General features: G+C 69.6%; 17 protein-coding genes and 1 pseudogene. 9 read left to right on the forward strand and 9 right to left on the reverse strand.

Annotation, left to right across the window (positions count from 1 at the left end; genetic code table 11):
- Nucleotides 1-135 precede the first annotated feature (135 nt).
- Nucleotides 136-1,122 (forward strand): helix-turn-helix transcriptional regulator, encoded by a 987-nt coding sequence (locus tag DQ384_RS10420; protein ID WP_114028531.1) that lies wholly within the window; start codon nucleotides 136-138, stop codon nucleotides 1,120-1,122.
- A gap of 178 nt (nucleotides 1,123-1,300) precedes the next feature.
- Here the strand turns inward: DQ384_RS10420 and DQ384_RS10425 are convergent, their stop codons facing one another.
- Entirely contained in the window at nucleotides 1,301-1,594 is a 294-nt protein-coding gene (locus DQ384_RS10425) for a hypothetical protein (RefSeq protein ID WP_114028532.1), read from the reverse strand.
- A 305-nt stretch (nucleotides 1,595-1,899) separates the two neighbouring features.
- Between DQ384_RS10425 and DQ384_RS10430 the strand changes: the two genes are divergently transcribed.
- The 4 genes from DQ384_RS10430 (at nucleotide 1,900) to DQ384_RS10445 (ending at nucleotide 5,878) form a co-directional block, all read left to right on the forward strand.
- On the forward strand, nucleotides 1,900-3,441 hold the full coding sequence (locus DQ384_RS10430; protein ID WP_181871164.1) for an acyl-CoA carboxylase subunit beta: 1,542 nt from the start codon (nucleotides 1,900-1,902) through the stop codon (nucleotides 3,439-3,441).
- 569 nt (nucleotides 3,442-4,010) lie between these two features.
- On the forward strand, nucleotides 4,011-4,307 hold the full coding sequence (locus tag DQ384_RS10435) for a hypothetical protein (protein ID WP_114028534.1): 297 nt from the start codon (nucleotides 4,011-4,013) through the stop codon (nucleotides 4,305-4,307).
- Nucleotides 4,304-5,080, forward strand: coding sequence for a 4'-phosphopantetheinyl transferase family protein (locus DQ384_RS10440; RefSeq protein ID WP_114028535.1), 777 nt, complete (start codon nucleotides 4,304-4,306; stop codon nucleotides 5,078-5,080). The genes DQ384_RS10435 and DQ384_RS10440 overlap by 4 nt, the downstream gene beginning before the upstream one ends.
- 72 nt (nucleotides 5,081-5,152) lie before the next feature.
- Nucleotides 5,153-5,878: an alpha/beta fold hydrolase gene (locus DQ384_RS10445; RefSeq protein ID WP_114028536.1), complete on the forward strand. Its 726-nt coding sequence runs from the start codon at nucleotides 5,153-5,155 to the stop codon at nucleotides 5,876-5,878.
- A gap of 8 nt (nucleotides 5,879-5,886) precedes the next feature.
- Here the strand turns inward: DQ384_RS10445 and DQ384_RS10450 are convergent, their stop codons facing one another.
- Together DQ384_RS10450 and DQ384_RS10455 are read right to left on the reverse strand one after the other, a co-directional pair.
- Complete coding sequence (locus DQ384_RS10450; RefSeq protein WP_114028537.1) at nucleotides 5,887-6,333, reverse strand: hypothetical protein; 447 nt, start codon at nucleotides 6,331-6,333, stop codon at nucleotides 5,887-5,889.
- A gap of 2 nt (nucleotides 6,334-6,335) precedes the next feature.
- Nucleotides 6,336-6,887, reverse strand: coding sequence for a hypothetical protein (locus DQ384_RS10455; RefSeq protein WP_114028538.1), 552 nt, complete (start codon nucleotides 6,885-6,887; stop codon nucleotides 6,336-6,338).
- Between the two features lie 381 nt (nucleotides 6,888-7,268).
- Between DQ384_RS10455 and DQ384_RS42810 the strand changes: the two genes are divergently transcribed.
- Complete coding sequence (locus DQ384_RS42810) at nucleotides 7,269-7,445, forward strand: hypothetical protein (RefSeq protein WP_245966362.1); 177 nt, start codon at nucleotides 7,269-7,271, stop codon at nucleotides 7,443-7,445.
- Here the strand turns inward: DQ384_RS42810 and DQ384_RS44130 are convergent.
- Together DQ384_RS44130 and DQ384_RS10465 are read right to left on the reverse strand one after the other, a co-directional pair.
- A pseudogene (locus DQ384_RS44130) lies at nucleotides 7,446-7,601 on the reverse strand (isochorismatase); the annotation flags it as partial.
- Between the two features lie 46 nt (nucleotides 7,602-7,647).
- Nucleotides 7,648-8,085 carry an SDR family oxidoreductase gene (locus DQ384_RS10465; RefSeq protein WP_245966363.1) on the reverse strand — a complete coding sequence of 146 codons (438 nt, stop codon included), beginning with the start codon at nucleotides 8,083-8,085 and terminating at the stop codon, nucleotides 7,648-7,650.
- Nucleotides 8,086-8,158: 73 nt separating this feature from the next.
- Here DQ384_RS10465 and DQ384_RS10470 point away from each other — a divergent pair, with 73 nt between their 5' ends.
- On the forward strand, nucleotides 8,159-11,386 hold the full coding sequence (locus DQ384_RS10470; protein ID WP_114028541.1) for a non-ribosomal peptide synthetase: 3,228 nt from the start codon (nucleotides 8,159-8,161) through the stop codon (nucleotides 11,384-11,386).
- Nucleotides 11,379-13,058 (forward strand): tyrosine 2,3-aminomutase, encoded by a 1,680-nt coding sequence (gene cmdF, locus DQ384_RS10475; RefSeq protein ID WP_220182884.1) that lies wholly within the window; start codon nucleotides 11,379-11,381, stop codon nucleotides 13,056-13,058. Before DQ384_RS10470 ends, cmdF begins: the two co-directional genes overlap by 8 nt.
- Nucleotides 13,059-13,255: 197 nt before the next feature.
- On the opposite strand, the gene DQ384_RS10480 is transcribed toward cmdF, so the two are convergent.
- The 4 genes from DQ384_RS10480 to DQ384_RS10495 all read right to left on the reverse strand — a co-directional run bounded on the left by DQ384_RS10480 (nucleotide 13,256) and on the right by DQ384_RS10495 (nucleotide 18,626).
- Nucleotides 13,256-14,836 carry a 4-hydroxyphenylacetate 3-hydroxylase family protein gene (locus DQ384_RS10480; protein WP_181871136.1) on the reverse strand — a complete coding sequence of 527 codons (1,581 nt, stop codon included), beginning with the start codon at nucleotides 14,834-14,836 and terminating at the stop codon, nucleotides 13,256-13,258.
- 13 nt (nucleotides 14,837-14,849) lie between these two features.
- Entirely contained in the window at nucleotides 14,850-16,085 is a 1,236-nt protein-coding gene (locus DQ384_RS10485) for an acyl-CoA dehydrogenase family protein (protein WP_114028543.1), read from the reverse strand.
- A 584-nt stretch (nucleotides 16,086-16,669) separates the two neighbouring features.
- Nucleotides 16,670-17,818 carry a DegT/DnrJ/EryC1/StrS family aminotransferase gene (locus DQ384_RS10490; protein ID WP_114028544.1) on the reverse strand — a complete coding sequence of 383 codons (1,149 nt, stop codon included), beginning with the start codon at nucleotides 17,816-17,818 and terminating at the stop codon, nucleotides 16,670-16,672.
- A gap of 25 nt (nucleotides 17,819-17,843) precedes the next feature.
- Nucleotides 17,844-18,626: a class I SAM-dependent methyltransferase gene (locus DQ384_RS10495; RefSeq protein ID WP_245966364.1), complete on the reverse strand. Its 783-nt coding sequence runs from the start codon at nucleotides 18,624-18,626 to the stop codon at nucleotides 17,844-17,846.
- 151 nt (nucleotides 18,627-18,777) lie between these two features.
- Between DQ384_RS10495 and DQ384_RS10500 the strand changes: the two genes are divergently transcribed.
- Nucleotides 18,778-20,001, forward strand: a complete 1,224-nt coding sequence (locus tag DQ384_RS10500) for a class I SAM-dependent methyltransferase (RefSeq protein ID WP_114028545.1) — start codon at nucleotides 18,778-18,780, stop codon at nucleotides 19,999-20,001.
- Nucleotides 20,002-20,008: the final 7 nt, after the last annotated feature.

The raw sequence follows: 20,008 nt of genomic DNA on the forward strand, positions 1-20,008 counted from the left end.
GCCGCGGACGCCACAGCGCACGACACAAGAGGTTCCGCGCCCGCCGAATGCAGATAATTGCCAATATGCGGGCTGAAGTCGGACAAAAGATCGCAGCTTTCGCGGGAAGACATGCCGACTGCCGGGAGGTGGGCCATGGACCTTACAGTCATCGGTATCACTCCCGAACTGGAGGAGATCTACCGCTACTTCCTCCGGCACCGGGGTGAAGGCGTCGGCTCACTGCCCGAAAGCCTGTCCATGGACCCCGACACCGTCGAAGCAGCCGTGGAGACGCTGGGCAAGCTCTCCATGCTCGACCTCACCGACGGGCACCGCGTCGTGGCCATCGAGCCGCGAGTCGCCATCGAGCGGCTCGTGGAGAAGCGCCTCGACGAGCTCAACGCCGAGATCCGCCGGGTCTTCGCCGCACGGGACGCCATCGTCGGCTTCCTCGAGGACATGCAGGAGGGCGAGCGCACCGGTGCGGCGCTGGACATCGAGCGCGTGGAGAACGGCGCGCGGGTCCGCCAGCGCCTGGACGACCTCGCCTTCTTCTCGTACAAGGAGACGCTCTGCCTGCACCCCGGCGGCCCGTTCACCAAAGTGATGATCGAGTCGGCGCTGCCGCTCGACACCCGCTCGCTGCGCCGGGGGCTCGCGATGAAGGAGATCTTCCACCCCTCGGCGCTCGATGACCCGCATATGCTCTCCTACCTCCGCGAGCTGATCAGCCTCGGAGCGGAGATTCGCATCACCGAGCAGCCGATGGACCGCATGCTGATGTACGACCGCAGCGTCGCCGTCGTCCCGATCGATCCCAAGCAGAACTCCAAGGGCGCCCTGCTCGTACGGGAGCCCGGCCTGGTCTCCCAGCTCTACATCTACTTCGATGGCCTGTGGAACTCGGCCGTGGACCTGCGCACCTACATCGAGCCGCCGGGCGAGCAGCCGGTGCTGACGGAGATGGAGCAGCGCGTCCTGGAAGCGATGGCCACGGCGGACAAGGACGAGATCGCCGCCCGCGAACTCGACGTCTCGGTGCGCACCTACCGGCGCTACGTCGCCGACCTCATGGCCCGGCTGGGAGCCGTCAACCGCTTCCAGGCCGCGCTGCGAGCCAAGGAGGAGAACTGGATCTGATCGCTTTCTTCGCTGTCCGCGCACAGCGTGAACCCCGCGACCGGTGGTCGCGGGCTTTTTGGTTTCGGTCCTCGTCTCTGTTGCTCCTTTCCTGGGTGGTGTTCGATTGATTGAGATGCCGGTCGCGGTCACCTCCTTTTCTGTGTTCAATTTCCGCAAATCGGGGAGGCAAGCGGCGTCAGGCGCTCGCGGGCTTCGCCCAGGTGTTGCTGGGGTTCACAACCGGCCAGGTGTTGCCGTCGGCCACCGCGGGCCAGGTGTTGCCGTCAGCGACCGGCGCGGGCCAGGTGTTGCCATAGGCCACAGGGGCAGGCCAGGTGTTGCCGTCGGCCACCGCCCCGTTCCCGGTCAAGTTGCCCACTGCCTGGACGGCGGCGGCGCCCGAGGTGAGCACTGCGGCGACGGCGACAATTGCGACGGACCACTCGGCAACGTTGTTGAAAATCGTCGGGGTAATCGTCTTGTTCGCCATCGCACTGCCTCTTTCTTCAGGAGCGAGTTTTTGCGTTCCCTTCGCACCTCCAACTTTGCTAGGCGGCAAGGGCTCGAACCAGGCTTTTCGCAGGCAGCAAGCTGCACATCGGTTTCCTCTTCCTGCCACGGCCCCCGTGTCCCCCCCGCACAGCAGGAGGTGACAGGAAACGGCCAATGACCATTGACTGGAGGCACTGAAGAGGGATCCGAGGGAGGGAAATCATGAGCATCTCGGAACTCGACATCGCCGCGATGCCGGCCGTGGAAGCCCGTGATGAGGCGGTCCAGTCGCCGCCCCCGTCCATGACCCGACTGCGTGAGGAGCGCGAGCGCCTGCGCGAGGCGGTCGCGCAGGGACGCCCGCAGGCCGTGGCCCGGCAGCGCTCGCTCGGCAAGCGCACCGCGCGCGAGCGGCTGGAGCTGCTGCTCGACGAGGGGTCTTTCCTCGAGCTCGACATGCTCCGCCGGCACCGGGCGCAGGGGCTCGGCATGGAACGGCAGCGTCCCTACACGGACGGGGTGATCGCCGGATCGGGCACGATCGACGGCCGCCGGGTGTTCGTCTACGCGCAGGACTTCACCGTCTTCGGCGGCTCGCTCGGCGAGGCGCACGCGTTGAAGATCCAGAAGGTGATGGATCTGGCGCTGTCCACCGGTTCCCCGTTCATCGGGCTGAACGACAGCGGCGGCGCCAGGATCCAGGAAGGGGTGATGTCGCTCAACGGGTACGGGGGCATCTTCCAGCGCCACGTCGAGGCATCCGGAGTGATCCCCCAGATCAGCGTCGTGCTCGGCCCGTGCGCCGGAGGGGCGGCCTATTCGGCGGCCCTGACCGACTTCACGTTCATGGTGCGGGACACCGCGCAGCTCTACCTGACGGGGCCGGACGTGGTGGAGGCGGTCACCGGCGAGCAGGTCTCCCATGCCCAGCTCGGCGGCGCTCAGGTGCACGGCGCCCGTTCCGGGCTGGCCTCGTTCGTGCACGACGACGAGGAGAGCTGCCTGGCCGACGTCCGCTACCTCGTCTCGATGCTGCCGAGCAACAACATGAGCCGCCCGCCGGCCCTGCCGTCGCGCGGCGCCGTCAACGACCTGCGGCCCAGGCTGGCGGAGATCGTCCCCGTCGAGCCGAACAAGCCCTACGACATGCGCCAGGTGCTGGCCGAGCTCGTGGACGACGGCGACTACCTGGAGGTGCACAGCGCCTGGGCGCCGAACGTGATCTGCGCGTTGGCCAGAATCGACGGCGAGGTCGTCGGCGTCGTCGGCAACCAGCCCATGGTGCTCGCGGGCGTGCTGGACGTGGCCGCCTCGCAAAAGGCCGCACGCTTCGTCAGGATGTGCGATGCCTTCGGCATCCTGTTGCTGACGCTCGTGGACGTGCCCGGCTTCCTGCCCGGCACCGACCAGGAGCACGCCGGGGCCATCAGGCACGGGGCCAAGCTGCTGTACGCCTACTGCGAGGCGACGGTCCCGCGCATCCAGGTCATCGTCAGGAAGGCGTACGGGGGGGCGTACATCGTGATGGACTCCCGCTCCATCGGCGCGGACCTGTCATTGGCGTGGCCCACCAACGAGATCGCCGTGATGGGCGCGGAGGGCGCGGTGAACGTCATCTACCGCAGAGAGCTGGCCGCCGCGAGCGATCCCGACGTGCTCCGCGCGGACCTCGTGGCCCATTACACCAGCGAACTGGTCAACCCCACGTACGCGGCCGAGCGCGGGCTGGTCGACGACGTGATCGACCCCGTGGAGACGCGCTCGGCCGTCGCCCGCGGGCTGGCCATGCTGCGCGACAAGCGCAAGTACGCGACCCCGCGCAAGCACGGGAACGTGCCCTTGTAGAACACCGGCGACGCCACTCGGAGAGCCCTGCGGGCCGCGCCCGCGGGGCTTTCGCAGTGCGCCCGGCATGGGGATCGCTTGGGGGTGGAAGTCCCCTGGAGGAAGAGGTGGTGCTGACTCCGAGCCGGAGGCAAGGGCGTCACCGTGAGGTGGGGTCTGGAGGAAGCCCGAGGCGAAACTCTGCACCGAGGAACACGAACCGCGTAGAAGGCGGGTCGGTCTGGGTGAGACCGCCATGGAAGGCTAAGCCCGTGATCGGTGCGTAGACGCGGCGGGCGTGTGAGAGGAGGGTGAGGTGACCTCACCCTCCTACTCGATCCGGGTGGCGTTGACAGCATGCGGCCGTCGGGGCGGCGTTGACAGCATGCGGCTGTCCACGTGCAGCTTCCTGACTCGCCGAGCTATGGTTCGCCTGCCGCGCGGATCGCACAGTGGGAAGTGCGACAAACGGAGACCATTGCTAGGAGGTGGAACACCAACAGCATGGCCGACGACGCGGAACCCGCGCTTATCGGCACGTTCGCCAAGGGGAGCGCGGGGGAGCCCGCGAGGACGGAGACCCCCGAATCATGCTGATCCAGCTGACGATGCGCAAGGCCCACGGCCTCCCCATGCCCGGCTCGCCGGTCGACGGGATCCGCATCATGGCCCTACTGCCGAGCCGCTGGCACAAGGACCTCACCCAGGCCACCGGAGACATCGTCATCCGGGTGCGCACGGACGAGTCCACGACGACCGCACAGGTACGCGCCGTGGTCACGGAGATCCTCACCAACCCCGAGGTCGACAACTGGGAGCTGGTCACCTGCCGCACGCTGCTCGCGAAAAATCACGAAGAGGACGCCGCTGAAGGAGGAAATCAATGATCCCTTCCCTGCTGGCCCCCGGAGAATGCCGTGTCTGGTGGGCCACACCTGGAGACCGGACCGTGGAGACGCTGTCCGCGGTGCTCAGCGACCCGGAGCTCGAGCGGGCCGCCAGGTTCCGGCGCGACCCCGACCGCCGCCGCTTCCTCACCGGAGCCTGGCTGCTGCGCACTGCAGCCGCCACCCAGCTAGGGGTGCGGCCGGAGGACGTGGTGGTCGATCGGAGCTGCTCGGACTGCAACCGGCATCACGGCAAGCCGTACATCAGGACGTCCGGCCGCCGGCTGCACGTCTCGGTCTCCCACTCGGGGGACCGGGTCGCGGTCGCCATGACGAGCGTGGGAGCGCTGGGCGTGGACGTCGAGGCCGTTCCCTCGACGCCCGTGGATGATCTGGCCAGGTGTGCCCTGACACCGGGTGAGTTGCGGGCCATGGACGCGCTGCCGCCGATGGAGAGACATGAGGCGTTCGCCAAGTTTTGGACGCGCAAGGAGGCGGCGCTCAAGGCCACCGGGCACGGCTTGCGCGTCTCGCCGGACAAGCTGGAGGTCAGCCGCCCGGAGGAGGCTCCCAGGCTGCTCAGCTGGCCGCTGGAGATCCCGCCGGGTAACCTCCGTTTCGTCGACCTGGACCCCGGCGAGGGGTACGTGGCCGTGGTGGCGCTGATCGCCGGCGCCCAGCGCGTCAATGTCGTGGAATCCCAGGTGACCGACTGGCAGCCGACCCCCTTCTTGCCGCAGCCCGCGCGCTCGTGCGTGCCGCAAGCCGTCTGAACATGTGGACCTGAACCTGTGGACACCGTGGAAAAGCCTCGATGAGATGAGAGGGAAGGGAGGTGACCGTCGGTGAAGAGAGGGCTCGTCCTGATCCCGGGCCCCTGGATGGGGGCCTGGGTCTGGGAGCCGGTCGCGCGGTGGCTGCGAGCGCACGGGCACGACGCCCGCGCGGTCACCCTGCGGGGCCTGGCCGCCGGCGAGGACGACGTGTCGGACGTCGGCCTGGAGACGCATGTCAACGACGTGCTGGCGCTGCTGGAAGCGGACGACCTGCGCGACGTCGTGCTCGTCGGGCACAGCTACTCCGGTCTCGTGGCAGGGCAGGTGGCCGACCGGGCGCGCGACCGGGTCGCGCACACGGTGTTCGTCGAGGGGTTCCTGCCGCACCACGGCAGGTCGATGTTGCACGCGTTCCCCGAGCGCCAGCGGACCCAGGAGTTGCGGCTCATCGCCGACAACAAGGGCCGCTGGCCCGCCCCCGACGTGACGGTCGTGGGCGAGGGACAGGGGCTGACCCGCACGCAGGCGCGGTGGCTCGCCCAGCGCCTCGTAGGGCACCCTGGGCGCACCATCGCCGAGCCGGCCACGCTGACCCGGCCGCTCGAGCGGCAGCGGGCCAGCTACGTCGTCTGCACCCTGGACCACTTCGCCGGGCGGCTGGCGGCCGACGTGTCCGCCATGCGGGCCGTGCCGACCTGGGACTTCCACACGCTGGAGACGGGGCACTGGCCGATGGTCTCCGCCCCGGGCCCGCTCGCCGCCCTCCTGGCCCGTATCGCAGGCCAGGACTCCTGAACCGGGGATCAGGACCTTGGGACGAGCTCCCGCCGGCCGGTAGTGCGGCGCAGCGCACCGCCGTACTGCCAGAGGAGGATCCCCAGCCCGATCGCGAGCATGAGAGCCGTGAACACCCACTCGTTCGACCCGCCGGGCCCGTAGACCCGGCCGGCGAGGCCGATGTCCACCGCCCGCGTACCCTCCCCGGCCCGGTACGAGTGCCGGTCGCTGCCGTACATCTCGACGCCGGACCTGCCGATGGAGCCGTCGTCGGACCGGAACTCGCCGACCCAGACGCACGACTCGTGACCGGGATGTTGCAAGCACGTCAGCTCCCGCGCGATGAACACTCCAGGCGCGCCGTCGGCCCGTGCCGCGCGAACGGCCGTGCCGATGTTCGGCACGGCCAGATAGAGCAGGAACGCCGCGATGAGGGTCAGTACGGCGGTGAAGGCGGGAGAACGCCGGGCCATCACTAAGCGGGGGCCGCGGCACAGGCGCACCGCATGGCGGCGCGCTCGCGGGGCCGTGGGTTGCGGTGCAGGAGCATCGCGACCACCATGGGGGCGAAGACGATCGCGTTGTAGAACAGGTGCAACTCGACGCGCGGCACGAGGAGCTGGACGAGGCTGGTCGGCACCGGGCGGCCGAGCAGGTTGTTCCCGGTGATCGCCTGCAGGAGCAGAAGCAGATGCTCCAGGTGGTGCCAGACCTGGATCCCCAGCGAGATGTTCCACCACACGCGGGACCGGCCGGTGAAGCCGCTCCGCAGCATGAGCAGCCCGGCCAGCATGAGCAGCGCGTAGCCGTAGTGCATCCATTCGGAGGTGACCAGCCAGGGGAAGGGCACGCCGAGCACGCCGCGCGCCTCCTTCAGCGGCCAGCCCAGCACGTAGATCTGGACGGCCTGTGCCACGTGCTCTGCCCAGTGGGCCAGGACCACGACGAGATAGGCGGTCAGAGCCGCCTTGTGATACCGGGTGTTCAGCTGATGCAGCGGCCCGGCGGATGCGGCTTGCGTGACCATGAGCGGGACCTCGATTCTCCAAGCGTTCGGCTCGGTTCGCGGTACCGAGCTTCGATCGGGAGACCGGCGCGGTGCACCTCCTGGATTGCGGACTTCTCCACGAGCGCAATCCAGGAGATGCGGGCAGCCGCCGCACACGGTCGAGTATGGGGCCGTGAAAGCACGCTGACCCACTGGTCGCCGGGGCCTCCGCGCTTGCGGGAGCGCGGAGGGCCCACCCAGGGACCGGGTCCGCCGGTGACCACGCCCACACCAAGGTGGGGGTCATCGGGCACGACCTGGGCGTTCTCATCGCTTACCCGTACGCGCGGGACTTCCCCGCCGAGGTGAGCGGGCGCCGACGCCGAGAACAACAAGGCCAACGCCGGCAGGAGGCCGGCCATGCCGGTGGCGGCGATGGGCGGCCAGTACTCCTTCGGCCCCGGCGTCGCGGCCTCGTTCAACCAGGTCGCCGACGACGTGCGGACCGTGGTCGGGCCCGACTCGGGGCACTTCGTCCCCGCCGGGCTGCTTGGTGTACGCGACGGGGATGCCCGTGGCCGCACATCGCTCGCGTAACTCCTCCGCGTTCCTGATGAGATCCGTCACCGGGGCCTCGCCTCTGGGAAAGGCATTCAGGAAGAAATTCTGCATATCGTGCAGCAGGAGCACGGCCCGGTCCGAGTCGAGGATCCATTGCGCCGTGTTCTCGGGGGGTTCGCCGGAGTCCGGCATCGGATATGGCGTTATAGGGGGAATCCGTGTTGTTCTTGCCTCAATCTCAATGTGTGAAAACGAAAGTTCGGATGCCTAATGTGGCGCCGCCGTCCACCGTGAGGTGCTGTAGCGTGATGTGATTCGCCTTGCTGGAAAGCAGGAACGCGACGGCCTCCGCGATATCGGCGGGCCTGGCGACCTTACCGAGCGGGATGCCGGTGCGATACACGCCGGGGCTGCCCTCGATCGACGCCTGGAGCGCCCGCTCGTGGTCGCTCCACAGCGCCGAGAGCATCGGGGTGTCGGTCGAGCCCGGGGTCAGCACGTTGCAGCGGATCCCGTACGCGGCCACCTCGAGCCCCAGCGTCTTGGTGAACACCGTCGCCGCGGCCTTGGGCGCGCCCTTTTCCGCGCGCCCAGCCTTGTGCCCGGTGCGCCGGATTGCCGATTCCAGTGATTTCTTCTTATTGCCAGGAGTGCGGTCGCCGATTGCCCGGAACAAGGCGGGATGTGGCGGCAAGTTGTCCCCGGCCCGCTGCTTCCTGCCAGCTCAAGGCAACGCAGCACGTCAAGAGATGCCGCGCGCGGCGGCCCGACCTGACGATGTCGTGGTGAGGAAGTCCGGTGTTAAGAGAGCGGCGACCTCGTGGCTGCAGGACCAGGCGTGGTTTCTGCAGAAACTGGTCCCGGATTCACCCGCGTACACAATGTTTCGCGCCTACCGAACGACCGGCGAGCTCGACGTGGCCGCGCTGCGGGCCGCGTGGCGGAGTGTCGTGCTCCGCCACGAGATCCTGCGGACCACCCTCGTGGAGGTTGGCGGGCTGCCCGTGCAGGAGATCGCCGCCGACTGCCATCCGAACGCCTTCACGGAGGCCCGCGCCACCGGCTCATCGGCCGAGCAGCTCTGCGCCGACCTCGCGCGTACCCCGCTCGACCTGGAAGAGGGGCCGCTCGCCCGCCTCACCGTGGCGCGGCTGGGCGCCGGCGACCACCTTCTCGTGCTGCGGCTGCACGAGGCCGTTGCAGACGAGTGGACCGTCGCGACCTTGCTGGACGAGCTCTCCGACTCCTACAACGCCCAGGAGGCCGAGGAGGCGCCGGCGCCGAACGGGCTCCACTACACCTCCTACGCCCGCTGGCAGCGCGACCAGGCGCACACCCCCGAGTTCCACCGCCTGCTCGACTATTGGACCAGGACGCTGAGCCCGCCGCCCGCGTCACCGGCGCCACCCGCCGACCGGCCCCGGCCCCAAGGGCCGTCGTTCCACGGTGGGGTCGTCCGGTTCGAGTGGGCGTCCGCGCTGGCACACGCGCTCGCCGGGCTGGCACGCGAGGAGCGGGTCACCCGCTCGGTGGTCATGCTGGCCGCGTTCCTCTGCCTGCTGCGCAGGCACAGCGGGGAGGACCGGGTCGCGGTCGGTACTTCGGTGAACGCGCGGCCCAGTGTCCGGGGCGGCGCTCTCGTCGGCCCGTACCGCAACCACCTGGTGCTCTGCGCCGACCTCTCCGGCGGGATCACCTTCAGACAGGCCGTCCGCCGGGTGGCGCGGGTGGCGAACGAGGCGTACCGGCACCGCGGCCTGCCCTTCGATCGCCTGGTGCAGGCGCTGCGGCTGGACCGGGATCCGCGCCAGATCCCGCTGTGCGACGTGATGTTCGACTACCGCGACGAGGCCGAGCCCGTGCCCCTGCTGGGCGCGGCCGAGGTCCGGCCCGAGCGGCCGCGCTCCGTCGCGGCCAGGACCGACCTCTCCCTCGCGGTGGAGCACGTCGGGTCCACGCTGGCCGGTTCGCTCACCTACCGCCACAGCCTGTACGAGGAGGAGTCGGCCGAGCTCCTCCTCGACCAGCTCCGCACGTTCCTGGCCATCGCCCTGCGCGCACCGGACCTGCCCGCCGACCAGATCCCGCTGGAGGACCACGCGCGCACGCGCAGGAGGGTGCGCGAGGCGGACCAGACGGCGGTGCTGGACCCCCTCCTGCCCTCCGCGCCCGAGTTGGTGCGCGCCTGGGCCGGGCGGGCGCCGGGCGCGGTGGCGCTGGACTGGCAGGGCGGCAGCCTGACCTACCGCGAGCTGGACGGGCGCGCCGCCGCGGTCACCGCCGCCCTGCGCGCGATCGGCCGGGTCGAGGGCGCCTCCGTGGTCGTCCGGATGCCGTCGGGACCGGCCCAGGTCACCGCCACGCTGGGCGTGCTCGGCGCCGGGGCGCGGCTGACCTGCCTCGGCATCGGCGACGTGGGCGAGCGCGGCAAGGCCGTGCTGGCCGAGCTGCGGCCCGCCTGCCTGCTGGTGGAAGGCCCCGCGGACGGGGACGGCCTGGTCAGGTGGTACGAGGAGGAGCTGGCCGGCACGGTCATCGACGTCGCCGCCCTGGACCCGCCGGGCCAGGCGGTCGCCCCCGTCTTCCCGACGACCACCGCGCCCGCCTACATCGCCTACACCTCGGGCTCGACCGGCAAGCCCAAGGGAATCGTCCAGTCGCACGGCAGCCTGGCGCAGTTCGCCACCTGGCTGGCCGCCGAGTTCCGGATGCGGCCGGGCGCCAGAGTGGCCCAGTGGGCCGCGCCCGGCTACGACGCCGCGTTGTGCGAGACGTTCGCCGCGCTGGTCGGCGGCGCGACGCTGTGCCCGGTGCCCGAGCGGATCAGGGCCAACCCCGAGAAGATGGTCCGCTGGCTCGCGGACGAACGGATCACCCTGCTCCAGACCGTCCCGAGCTTCGCGCGCAAGCTCCTCGACGCGGTCAGGGCCGAGGGCGCCACGGAGCGGCTCGCGCTCAACTGCCTGCTGCTCGCGGGGGAGCCGCTGTCCGGCGAGCTGGTCAACGACCTGCGCGCGTACCTGCCCGCCGTGCGGCTGGCGAACCTGTACGGCGCCACGGAGACGATCCTGGCGACCTGGCACGAGGTCTCCGGCCCGGTGCACGGCATGACCCCCATCGGCCGGTCCATCCCCGGCCGGCAGGTCGTGGTGCTGGACGACTGGGACCGGCCCTGCCCACCGGGCGTGACCGGGCACATCGTGGTCAGGAGCCCGTACGTCGCGCTGGGATACACCGGCGACGGCGAGGACACGCGGGTCTTCGAACCGGTGCACCACCTCCAGGCGTGCGGGACCGGCGACGGCCGCTTCTACCGCACGGGCGACCTGGGCCGCATGCGGTGGGACGGCCAGCTGGAGTTCCGCGGCCGCGGCGACTCCCAGATCAAGTTCCACGGCACCCGCGTCGAGCTGGCCGAGGTCGAGGCCGCGCTGAGCCGGCACGAGACGGTCGCCGAGTGCGCGCTCGTCCCGGTGAACGGCCCCGACGGCTGGGTCGCCCGCCTGGTGGCCTACGTCGTGCCGCGGCGCACGCAGGCGGGCGAGGCGGAGGTGCGGGTCGCCGACCTGCGGGCCGCACTGCGCGCCCGGTTCGGGAAGAGCGCCCTGCCGCTGTCGGTCAGGACGGTGAGCTCCTTGCCGCGGAACGTGGGCGGCAAGATCGACCGGCGCGGGCTGTCGGCGCTCGTGACCGACGGGCCGCGCGGCGCCGTCCGCACCCCGATGGAGCTGGAAGTGGCCGCCATCTGGTCAGACGTTCTGGGGACCGAGCCGGACAGCGACGGCGCCCCCTTCTTCGAAGCCGGCGGGCACTCGCTGATGGTGCCCCGTCTGCTCGACCGCGTCCGCGAGAGGTTCGGCGTCGAAGTGCCGCTCTGGGAGTTCTTCGCCAACCCGACTCCTGGCGGCCTGGCCGCCCAGGTCAACGCGCACGCGCTTTCCACCGATGCAGTCAACCAATCTACAGCGGGTGAGTGATGTGACACTGGTTGAGACCTCAACGTCAGTCGACTTCGATGGGGAGAGCCTGGATGTCCCGACAGTACGGCTGATCGCCGAGAACGAGGTCACTTGCGGCGTCGCCCCCTCCGCCCTGGCCAAGGTGGCGGCGAACAGGCGGCAGTTCGAGGACATCATCGCGCGCGGCATCCCCGTCTACGGCGTGACCACGGGCTACGGCGAGATGATCTACATGCTCGTCGACACCTCCAACGAGGTGCAGCTCCAGACCAACCTGGTCCGCAGCCACAGCGCCGGCGTCGGCCCGATCTTCGCCGAGGACGAGGCGCGGGCGGTCCTCGCCGCCCGGCTCAACGCCCTGTCCAAGGGCTACTCGGCGGTGCGGCCGGAACTGCTCGAACGCCTGGCGCTCTACCTCAACCTGGGCATCACGCCCGCCATCCCCGAGATCGGGTCGCTGGGTGCCAGCGGCGACCTGGCGCCGCTGGCGCACGTCGCGTCGACGCTGATCGGCGAAGGGTACGTGTTGCGGGACGGCAAGCGGGTGGAGACCGGGCGGGTGCTGCGCGAGTTCGGCATCGAGCCGCTGCAACTGCGGTTCAAAGAGGGGCTCGCGCTGATCAACGGCACCTCGGCGATGACCGGCCTCGGCTGCCTGCTCGTCACGCGGGCCCTGGACCAGGTGCGGCAGGCCGAGATCGTGACCGCGCTGATCTGCGAGGTGCTGCAGGGCTCGACCAGCCCGTTCGTGGCCGACGGGCACGACATCGCCCGCCCGCACCAGGGGCAGATCGACGTCGCCGCCAACATGCGGGCCCTGCTGAACGGCAGTGGCCTGGCCGTTGAACACAGCGAGCTGCGCCAGGAGCTCAGCGCCGACCCGTTGCGCCAGTCGGCACTGAAGGACAAAGAGCCGCCGCGCCGCCGGCGCAAGGACGAGGACGAATCCGCGCAGCACGGTGTCCACCGGACCGAGGTCTACCTGCAGAAGGCGTACACGCTGCGCGCCATCCCGCAGGTCGTCGGCGCCGTCAGGGACACCGTCTACCACGCCGCGACCACGCTGCACATCGAGCTCAACTCCTCCAACGACAATCCCCTCGTCTTCGAGGGCAAGGAGGTCTTCCACGGCGCGAACTTCCACGGCCAGCCGGTCGCCTTCGTCATGGACTACCTCACCATCGCGCTCACCCAGCTCGGCGTCTTCTCCGAGCGGCGGACCAACCGGCTGCTGAACCGCCATCTCAGCAACGGCCTGCCCGAGTTTCTCGTCGCCGGCGATCCCGGGCTGAACAGCGGGTTCGCCGGAGCGCAATACCCCGCCACCGCCCTGGTCGCGGAGAACAGGACGATCGGGCCCGCCAGCACGCAGAGCGTCCCGTCCAACGGCGACAACCAGGACGTCGTCAGCATGGGCCTGATCGCCGCCCGCAACGCGCGCAGGGTGCTGCAGAACAACACCAAGATCCTCGCGGTGGAGTTCCTCGCCGCGGCCCAGGCCGTGGACCTGTCGGGCCGCAAGGACCAGCTCAGCCCGGCCGGGCTGGCCACGTACGAGAGGGTGCGCTCCCTCGTGCCGGTCGTGGACGAGGACCGTTACATGTCCGACGACATCGAGCTGGTGGCCGCCGCGATCTCCCGCGGGGAGTTCCTGGCCGCCGTCGAGCAGGCTGACGTCACCCTCCGCTGATTCTCCGGCCATACGAGAGCGCCCCCGGGAACACGACCCGGGGGCGCTCTCGTATGAAGGTAAGGCCAGGGCACGCGCCTTCCTGCGGCGGCAAGGCCGGGGTGCATTCCTGCGGCGGCAAGGCCGGGGTGGCCCGCTGCGACAACAGAGAAGGCGCTGGGAGGGCGAGCCTCCCAGCGCCTTCCCGCGGCGGCGGGTCAGAAGTCCTGCAGCCCTGCCCTGGCCTGCCGCAGATGCTCGAACGAGGACAGGTCGGGGACCGTCCAGCCGTCGAGGTCGTACTCGCTCAGGCACTTGTCGACGAACGCCTTGTACCCGTCCACCTGGCCGCTCGCCATCTGCGCGAACAGCAGCTCCACGCGCGTGTTCTCGTGGTTGCCCGCGTAGTTGCGCTCGTACAGCTCGTGCCGCCCGCCGAACTCGGTGCCCACGGCGTCCCACAGCAGCTTCATCACCTTGATCCGCTCGACCGAGTCGATGCCGCCGGAGCCCCGCAGGTACTTGTCCAGGTACGGCCGCACCTCGGGGTTCTTGAAGTCCTCGGCGCTGGAGTTGATGTAGATCAGGCCGCTGGCGATGTCCTGCTCGATGATCTCCTTGACCCGCGGGTAGCCGATCTGCATGAACCAGCGGTAGGCCAGGCCGTATTCGGGGTTGGGCAGCACCGCGCCGTTCGTCCAGGGCACAGGGTTGCGCGCGGCCGCGTCCGACAGCCCCCAGAACAGGTTCCGCCAGGCCAGCACCTCGCCGATGCGGCTCTGCACGCCGCGGAAGTCCTTGGTGCCGGTGATCTCCACCGCCTTGGCCAGCAGGCCGGCGATGAACTCCAGCTTCACGGCCAGGCGTGTGCACCCGTGGAAGGTGAAGCGCTCGGGGAAGCCGGAGCGGCCGGTGAAGAGCTGGACCTTGCCGAGGTGGCCGTAGATGAAGACGTTCTCCCAGGGGATGAGCACCTTGTCCAGGACGAGGATGGTGTCGTTCTCGTCCAGCCGGGAGGACAGCGGGTAGTCGAACGGGCTGCCCATGACGGTCGCCGCGGCCGTGTAGGACGGGCGGCAGATCAGCTTCAGCCCGGGGGCGTGCATCGGCACGGTCGCCACCAGGGCGAACTTCCTGTCCTTGATCGGCAGGCCGTAGTGGGCGATGAAGTTGTAGTGGGTCAGCGCCGAGCCCGTCGCCACCACCTTCGCGCCGCTCACCACCAGGCCCGCGTCGGTCTCCTTCTCCACGTGCACGAAGACGTCGGCGACCTCGTCCGGCGGCAGGTTGCGGTCCACGGGCGGGTGCACGATCGCGTGGTTCCAGAACAGGACCTTCTCCTGCGACTCCCGGTACCAGCGCCGCGCGTTGTCGGCGAACGGCTCGTAGAACTCGGCGTTGGCGCCGAGCGTGCCGAGGAAGGCCGCCTTGTAGTCGGGGCTGCGGCCCATCCAGCCGTAGCTCATCCGCGCCCATGCGGCGATGGCCCGCTGGTTGGCCACCAGGTCCTCGGCGCTGCGGGGCGTGGTGAAGAAGCTGTGTGTGTAGCCGTCGCTGCCGGTGTCGGTGGGCACGACGATCGCGTCCCGCTGGTCCGGGTCGTGCAGCGAGTCGTAGAGCCTGGCGGTCATCCTGATCGGGTTGTGGAACGCCGGGTGCGCGGTCACGTCCTTGACGCGGTCGCCGTACAGGTAGATGGCCCGGTCGTCGCGCAGGCTCTCGATGTACTCCGCGCCGGTCATCGGGCGGGTCTTCGGCCGGGCGTGCTCGACGGGCGGTGCGTCCTGAAGGTCGGTCATCGGATTCCTTCCGCTATTCGAGCCCGAACCGGGCCTTGGCCAGATCGCGCTTGGCGATCTTCGCGAGGTAGGTGGACACCCCGGCGTGCGTGACGAACATCGACATGTCCCGCCACACCCGCTCGATGCGCTCGCCGCCGCGCACGGCGCTCGAACCCGCAGTGGGGAACAGGTACGACTCGACCGCCCGCCAGCACAGCGCGACCGCCTCGCTGCAGATCCCGGCCAGGCCGAGCTCGTGCTCCTTGGTGACGGCTGACGCGCCGCGGGCGCTCGCCTCGCGCCACTGCCGGACCACGTCCATGGTCGCCGCCTCCGCCGTGGCGATCAGGCCGGCGGCCTTGCCGTACGTGAGCTGGAAATCCGGGTCCTCGCTACGTGTCACGATGGGCGGGAAAGGCGTCGTCCGCGTGCGCATGAGGTCCTCGTACGCGTCGAGCGCGCCCTTGGCCATGCCGACGGCGAGCAGCGCGTCCTCCATGACCATGAAGCTGAGCTGCCCGCCCCCGTACTCGGGGCCGTGGAGCGAGCGCCCCGGGGTCCCCCCGGTGACGTCGATCTGGCTCATGTGGCCCTTGATGGTGTAGCGGTCGGGGACGCGGCCGTTCACGATGCGGATGCTGTGCGACCCGCTGCCCTTCAGCCCCAGAGCCTGCCCCCAGTCGTCCAGGCGGGTCCACTGGCTGCGCGGGGCGATGAACAGCATGGGCTCGGGCGGCCCCCCGTCCTCGGGGGAGACCATCGCGTGTCCCATGAAGTGCGAGGCGTACGGCGAGCCGGAGCAGTAGCCCCAGGTGCCGTTGATCAGCCAGTCCCCGTCGGCCGTGCGCTCGGCCGTCCCGCCGGGCACGACGGTCGCGGGGCAGATGAACTCGCCGGAGGCGAAGATCTCCTCCTGCGTGAGCTCATCGAAGATCGTGGCGGCGGCCAGCGCGTGCGCGGCTCCCAGGCAGAACATCCACCCCGCCGACGGGCAGCCCCTGGTGAGGTTGATCGCCACGCGGACGAAAGTGTCGATCCCGAACTCGTAGCCGCCGTATCGGCGGGGCACCAGGATCCGGTAGAAGCCGGCCTCGGAGAAGCGTTCGTGGACGTCCTCGCCGTAGTACGTGCGCTGCTCGGTCTCGCCCTGGCGCTCGACCAGTTCGGGGATCATCGCCTCGGCCCTGGCGACCACGTCTTCGGGGGTGAGGCCAGGCTCCGGCGGGTCGGCGAGACGGCGCTCGAAAATGGTGGTGTCGACACCCATCGCTATGCGAGTCCTCACGGTTTCGTGGACCAATTGGGCATGTCGTCAGCGTCACATCCACGAATTTCCGGCGCATCTTTAGGTGTGCTGTATTTCCCGAGGGGTTCGCGCCGGCAGGAAGCGGAAAACGGCCTGCAGTCCACTGCCTGTCAAAAGCCTGGTCCGCGCCATTGCCGCGCAGAGTCGGGGTGTCAGGAAAACCGAGGGCTGCCACCCTGACAAGGGTGACACCATCCTCGCTTACGCTGACCTCGATCGGCTCGCCTCTGGCACCGATGCACGAGGTAAGACGACTTTCACGACTACGACGGGCTCGGCCGCAAGACCGGGACACGTGAAGGCTCCGTCACCGGGCGCCTGACACCCCCAACCCGGGGCAAAGGCCTGCTCGCCGTCTCCACCGGCACGGCACGAAGGGTGATCACACCAATCAGATTTCCAGCCATGACATGCTCGGGCGGCCCGAGAATCGCGCGGGAAAATGGTCGCGCGCTCGCCGCTCCCAGCCAAATGTACGTCGAATTAAAGGCCCGATGAATGCTTTTTGGCAACACTCGCGGAGTGCGCACGCAAAGAGAAGGGAATTACCAGCCTGATTTGATCGTGTCCGCTATATGCGCGCGATCGGCCTCGGAAAGCCACCAGCCGACGGGGATGTGGACTATGCGGTCGTGCACGGCGTCCAGGCCGGGCAGCGCCGGATCCGCGACGTCCCGCACGGCGCCGTGCGTGTCGTTGCGCCGGACCAGCATGCTCACCATGATCCCCGCGTCGTTCATCTTCCGCATGAACGAGGGCCGGTCCTCGGCCTTGACCGGGTACAGCCAGCAGGACGACTCCCGGTCCGGCTCCCGCGCGGTCAGTTCCAGTCCCGGTACGCCGGCCAGCTCCGCGTCGTAGAACGCGGCGTTTCGGCGGTGCTGTTCCACCCGCTCGTCGACCGTCTCCAGGTTCGCCAGCCCGATGGAGGCGCTGATCTGGTCCATGTAGAAGTTGTAGCCCCACTCGGGCACGTCGTAGTTGCCGTTGACCCGGTCGGCCCGCCGGTCGATGCCGAAGAAGCGGAGCCTGCGGGCGCGCTCGTACGACCGCTCGTCGGGCAGGGTGAGCATGCCCCCGCAGCCGGTGCCGAGGTGCTTGGTCGCGTGGAAGCTGAACACGCAGATGTTCTCGCCGTCACCGCCCACCGGACGGCCGCGAAGGGTGCTCCCCCAGGCGTGCGCGCAGTCCTCGACGACCACCGGCCGGTAGCCGTGCGCGGCCTCGGCCGCGTCGAGGATCTCCCGCAGCCGGTCCAGGTCCACCGGATACCCGGCCCAGTGGACGATGACGATGGCGCGGGTGGCCGGTGAGATCTTCTTCGCGAGATCGTCGAGGTCGAGGTTGAGCGTGGCCGGGTCCACGTCGACCCAGCGCAGGCGCAGCCCGTTGGCCAGCACGGCCCAGTTGGTGGCCTCGAAGGTCAGCGGCGTGCTCAGCACCTCGTCCCGGGCGGCGTCCAGTCCGGCCTCCCGTCCGTCGCCGGTGCCGGACGTGCCCGCCAGCCGCAGCGCGAGATGCAGGCCCGAGGTGCCGTTGTTGACCGTGGCCACGTACGGGTTCCCGAGGCGCGCGCCCAGCGCCGCCTCGAACTCCTCGACCACCGGCCCGTGCCCGATCATGCCGGTGCGCAGCACGTCGGCGATCCGTTCCAGGGTGTCCGGCCCGATCGCGGCCTTGAGCAGCGGGATCATCGGTGGTGCGCTCCGTCCGGTCCGTTCAGTGCCGGACGCCGACGAAGAGCCCACGGCCGTCCCCGATGTCCCCGCTGTCGATGTACTCGACGTCGCAGCCCGCGCGCCGGAACGCGGCCGTGTATTCGGCGGGCTCGAACAGGGTGAAGATCTGGACCTGGTCGAAGTGGCGTACGCCTGCCGCGTCCGCCACGGACCAGTGCGACTCCTGCCGGACGGTGGAGCCCGTGGTCCGCGCCATCCGCCCTACCCGCGCCACCGTACGGTCCGCGCCGCGTACGAAGTCGCCGGCGATGTGGCCGTCGATGAACCTGGCGGGGAAGTACCACGGCTCGACGATCAGCACCCCCCCGGTCGGCAGATGAGCGGCCATGCGGCCCACCGCCGCCTCCAGCTCCGCCGTGTTGGTCATGTAGCCGACCGTGCCGAAGAGGCTGCACACCGCGTCATAGGTCCGGCCGGTGTCGAACCGCCGGATGTCCCCGTCGTGGATCGCCACGCCGGGCACCTTCCCCCTGGCCGCCGCGCGCATCGTCGGGGACAGCTCGACGCCCTCGACCTCGTCGAACATGAGCTTGAACGTCCGCAGGTGCTCTCCCGTCCCGCAGGCCACGTCCAGCAGCGAGGCCGCCCCGGGGCGGCGGGCGCGCACCAGCTCGGTGACGACGGCGGACTCGTGCGCGTAGTTCTTGCCCCGCCCCTTGTAGACGAGGTCGTAGACCTCGCTCACCTCGGCGCTGTAGACGTTGGCCTTCCGGGCGCCCTCGGCGTCCCGGGTGGCCATGACCTCCGACATGTCCGTGGTCATCGGCCCTCCGCAGTGGATTCGATCACCCGGCAAGTCTCACATCCGCCGCGTTCGCCGGGCATCTTCCCGATTGCGCAGCGGCGCCTCCGGCGCCGTGAACTGCGCAATCTTCGAGATGTTCCCTGCGAGGGCCCGCGGCTAGCCTCGGCTCATGTCGAATGGTATCTGTAGGATTTGCGGCGGTACGGTAAAGGAAACCGTCAACCTGGGGCGGCAGCCGTCGGGCAACGGATTTCCGTTGCCTCATGAGATCGAGCATGAGAGGTCTTTCCCGCTCAGCGCGGGGACCTGCGACTCCTGCACGATGTTCCAGCTGCTCGACGATGTTCCCTCAGAGGCGAAATACCGCGACGAATATCCGTATCACGCGTCGGGTTCTGCGGTGCACCGCGCGCATTTCGAGGCGAACGCCCGCCGTTTCCTGGAGACCGAGCTGACCGGACCGGACGCGTTCATCGTCGAGATCGGCAGCAATGACGGCGTCATGCTCGCCACGATCGCGCAGGCCGGCGTCCGGCACCTGGGCGTCGAGCCGTGCCGGGAGGTCGCCGACGTCGCGCGGGGGCGGGGGATCCAGGTGCTCGGCGAGTTCTTCAACGAGAACACCGCGGCCGCCATCCGCGCGGAGCACGGCCCCGCGAACATGGTGTTCGGGGCCAACTGCATCGCCCACATCGTCGATCTCCGGCGGCTGCTCCAGGGCATCGACACGCTCCTGACGCCCGACGGGGTGTTCATCTTCGAGGAGCCCTACCTCGGGTCGGTCATCGCGCAGAACGCCTTCGACATGATCTACGACGAGCACGTCCACATCTTCTCGGTGCGGTCGATCAAGGCCATGGCGGAACTCGCCGGGTTCGAGCTCGTCAACGCCGAGCCCGTGCCGCTGCACGGCGGCACGATGCGCTACACGATCGCGCGGCCGTCCCGGCGCGCCGTGGCTCCCGCGGTGGCGGAGTTCCTGGCCCAGGAACGAGAGCAGCGGCTGGCGGAGCACGGCACGATCGAGAAGTTCGCCGCCGCGGTCCGGAAGATCCGGGAGGACCTCACCGGGCTGCTGGGCGACCTCCGCGCGCAGGGCAAGCGGGTGGTCGGCTACGGCGCGCCCGCCAAGGTCACGACGGTGACGAACTACTGCGGCATCGGGACCGAACTGATCCCGTTCGTGGTCGACTCGACCCCGTCCAAGCAGGGACGGCTGGTCGCGGGCTCGCACATTCCGGTGCTGGAGCCCGGGGCGTTCTCCGCGGACCACCCCGACTACGCGGTGCTGTTCGCGTGGAACCACGCCGAGGAGATCATGGCGAAGGAGCAGGCGTTCCGCGAACGGGGTGGACGCTGGATCCTCTACGTGCCCGACGTGCACATCGTGTGAGACGCCC

This window comes from Sphaerisporangium album (genome assembly GCF_003323745.1).
Lineage (GTDB): Bacteria > Actinomycetota > Actinomycetes > Streptosporangiales > Streptosporangiaceae > Sphaerisporangium > Sphaerisporangium album.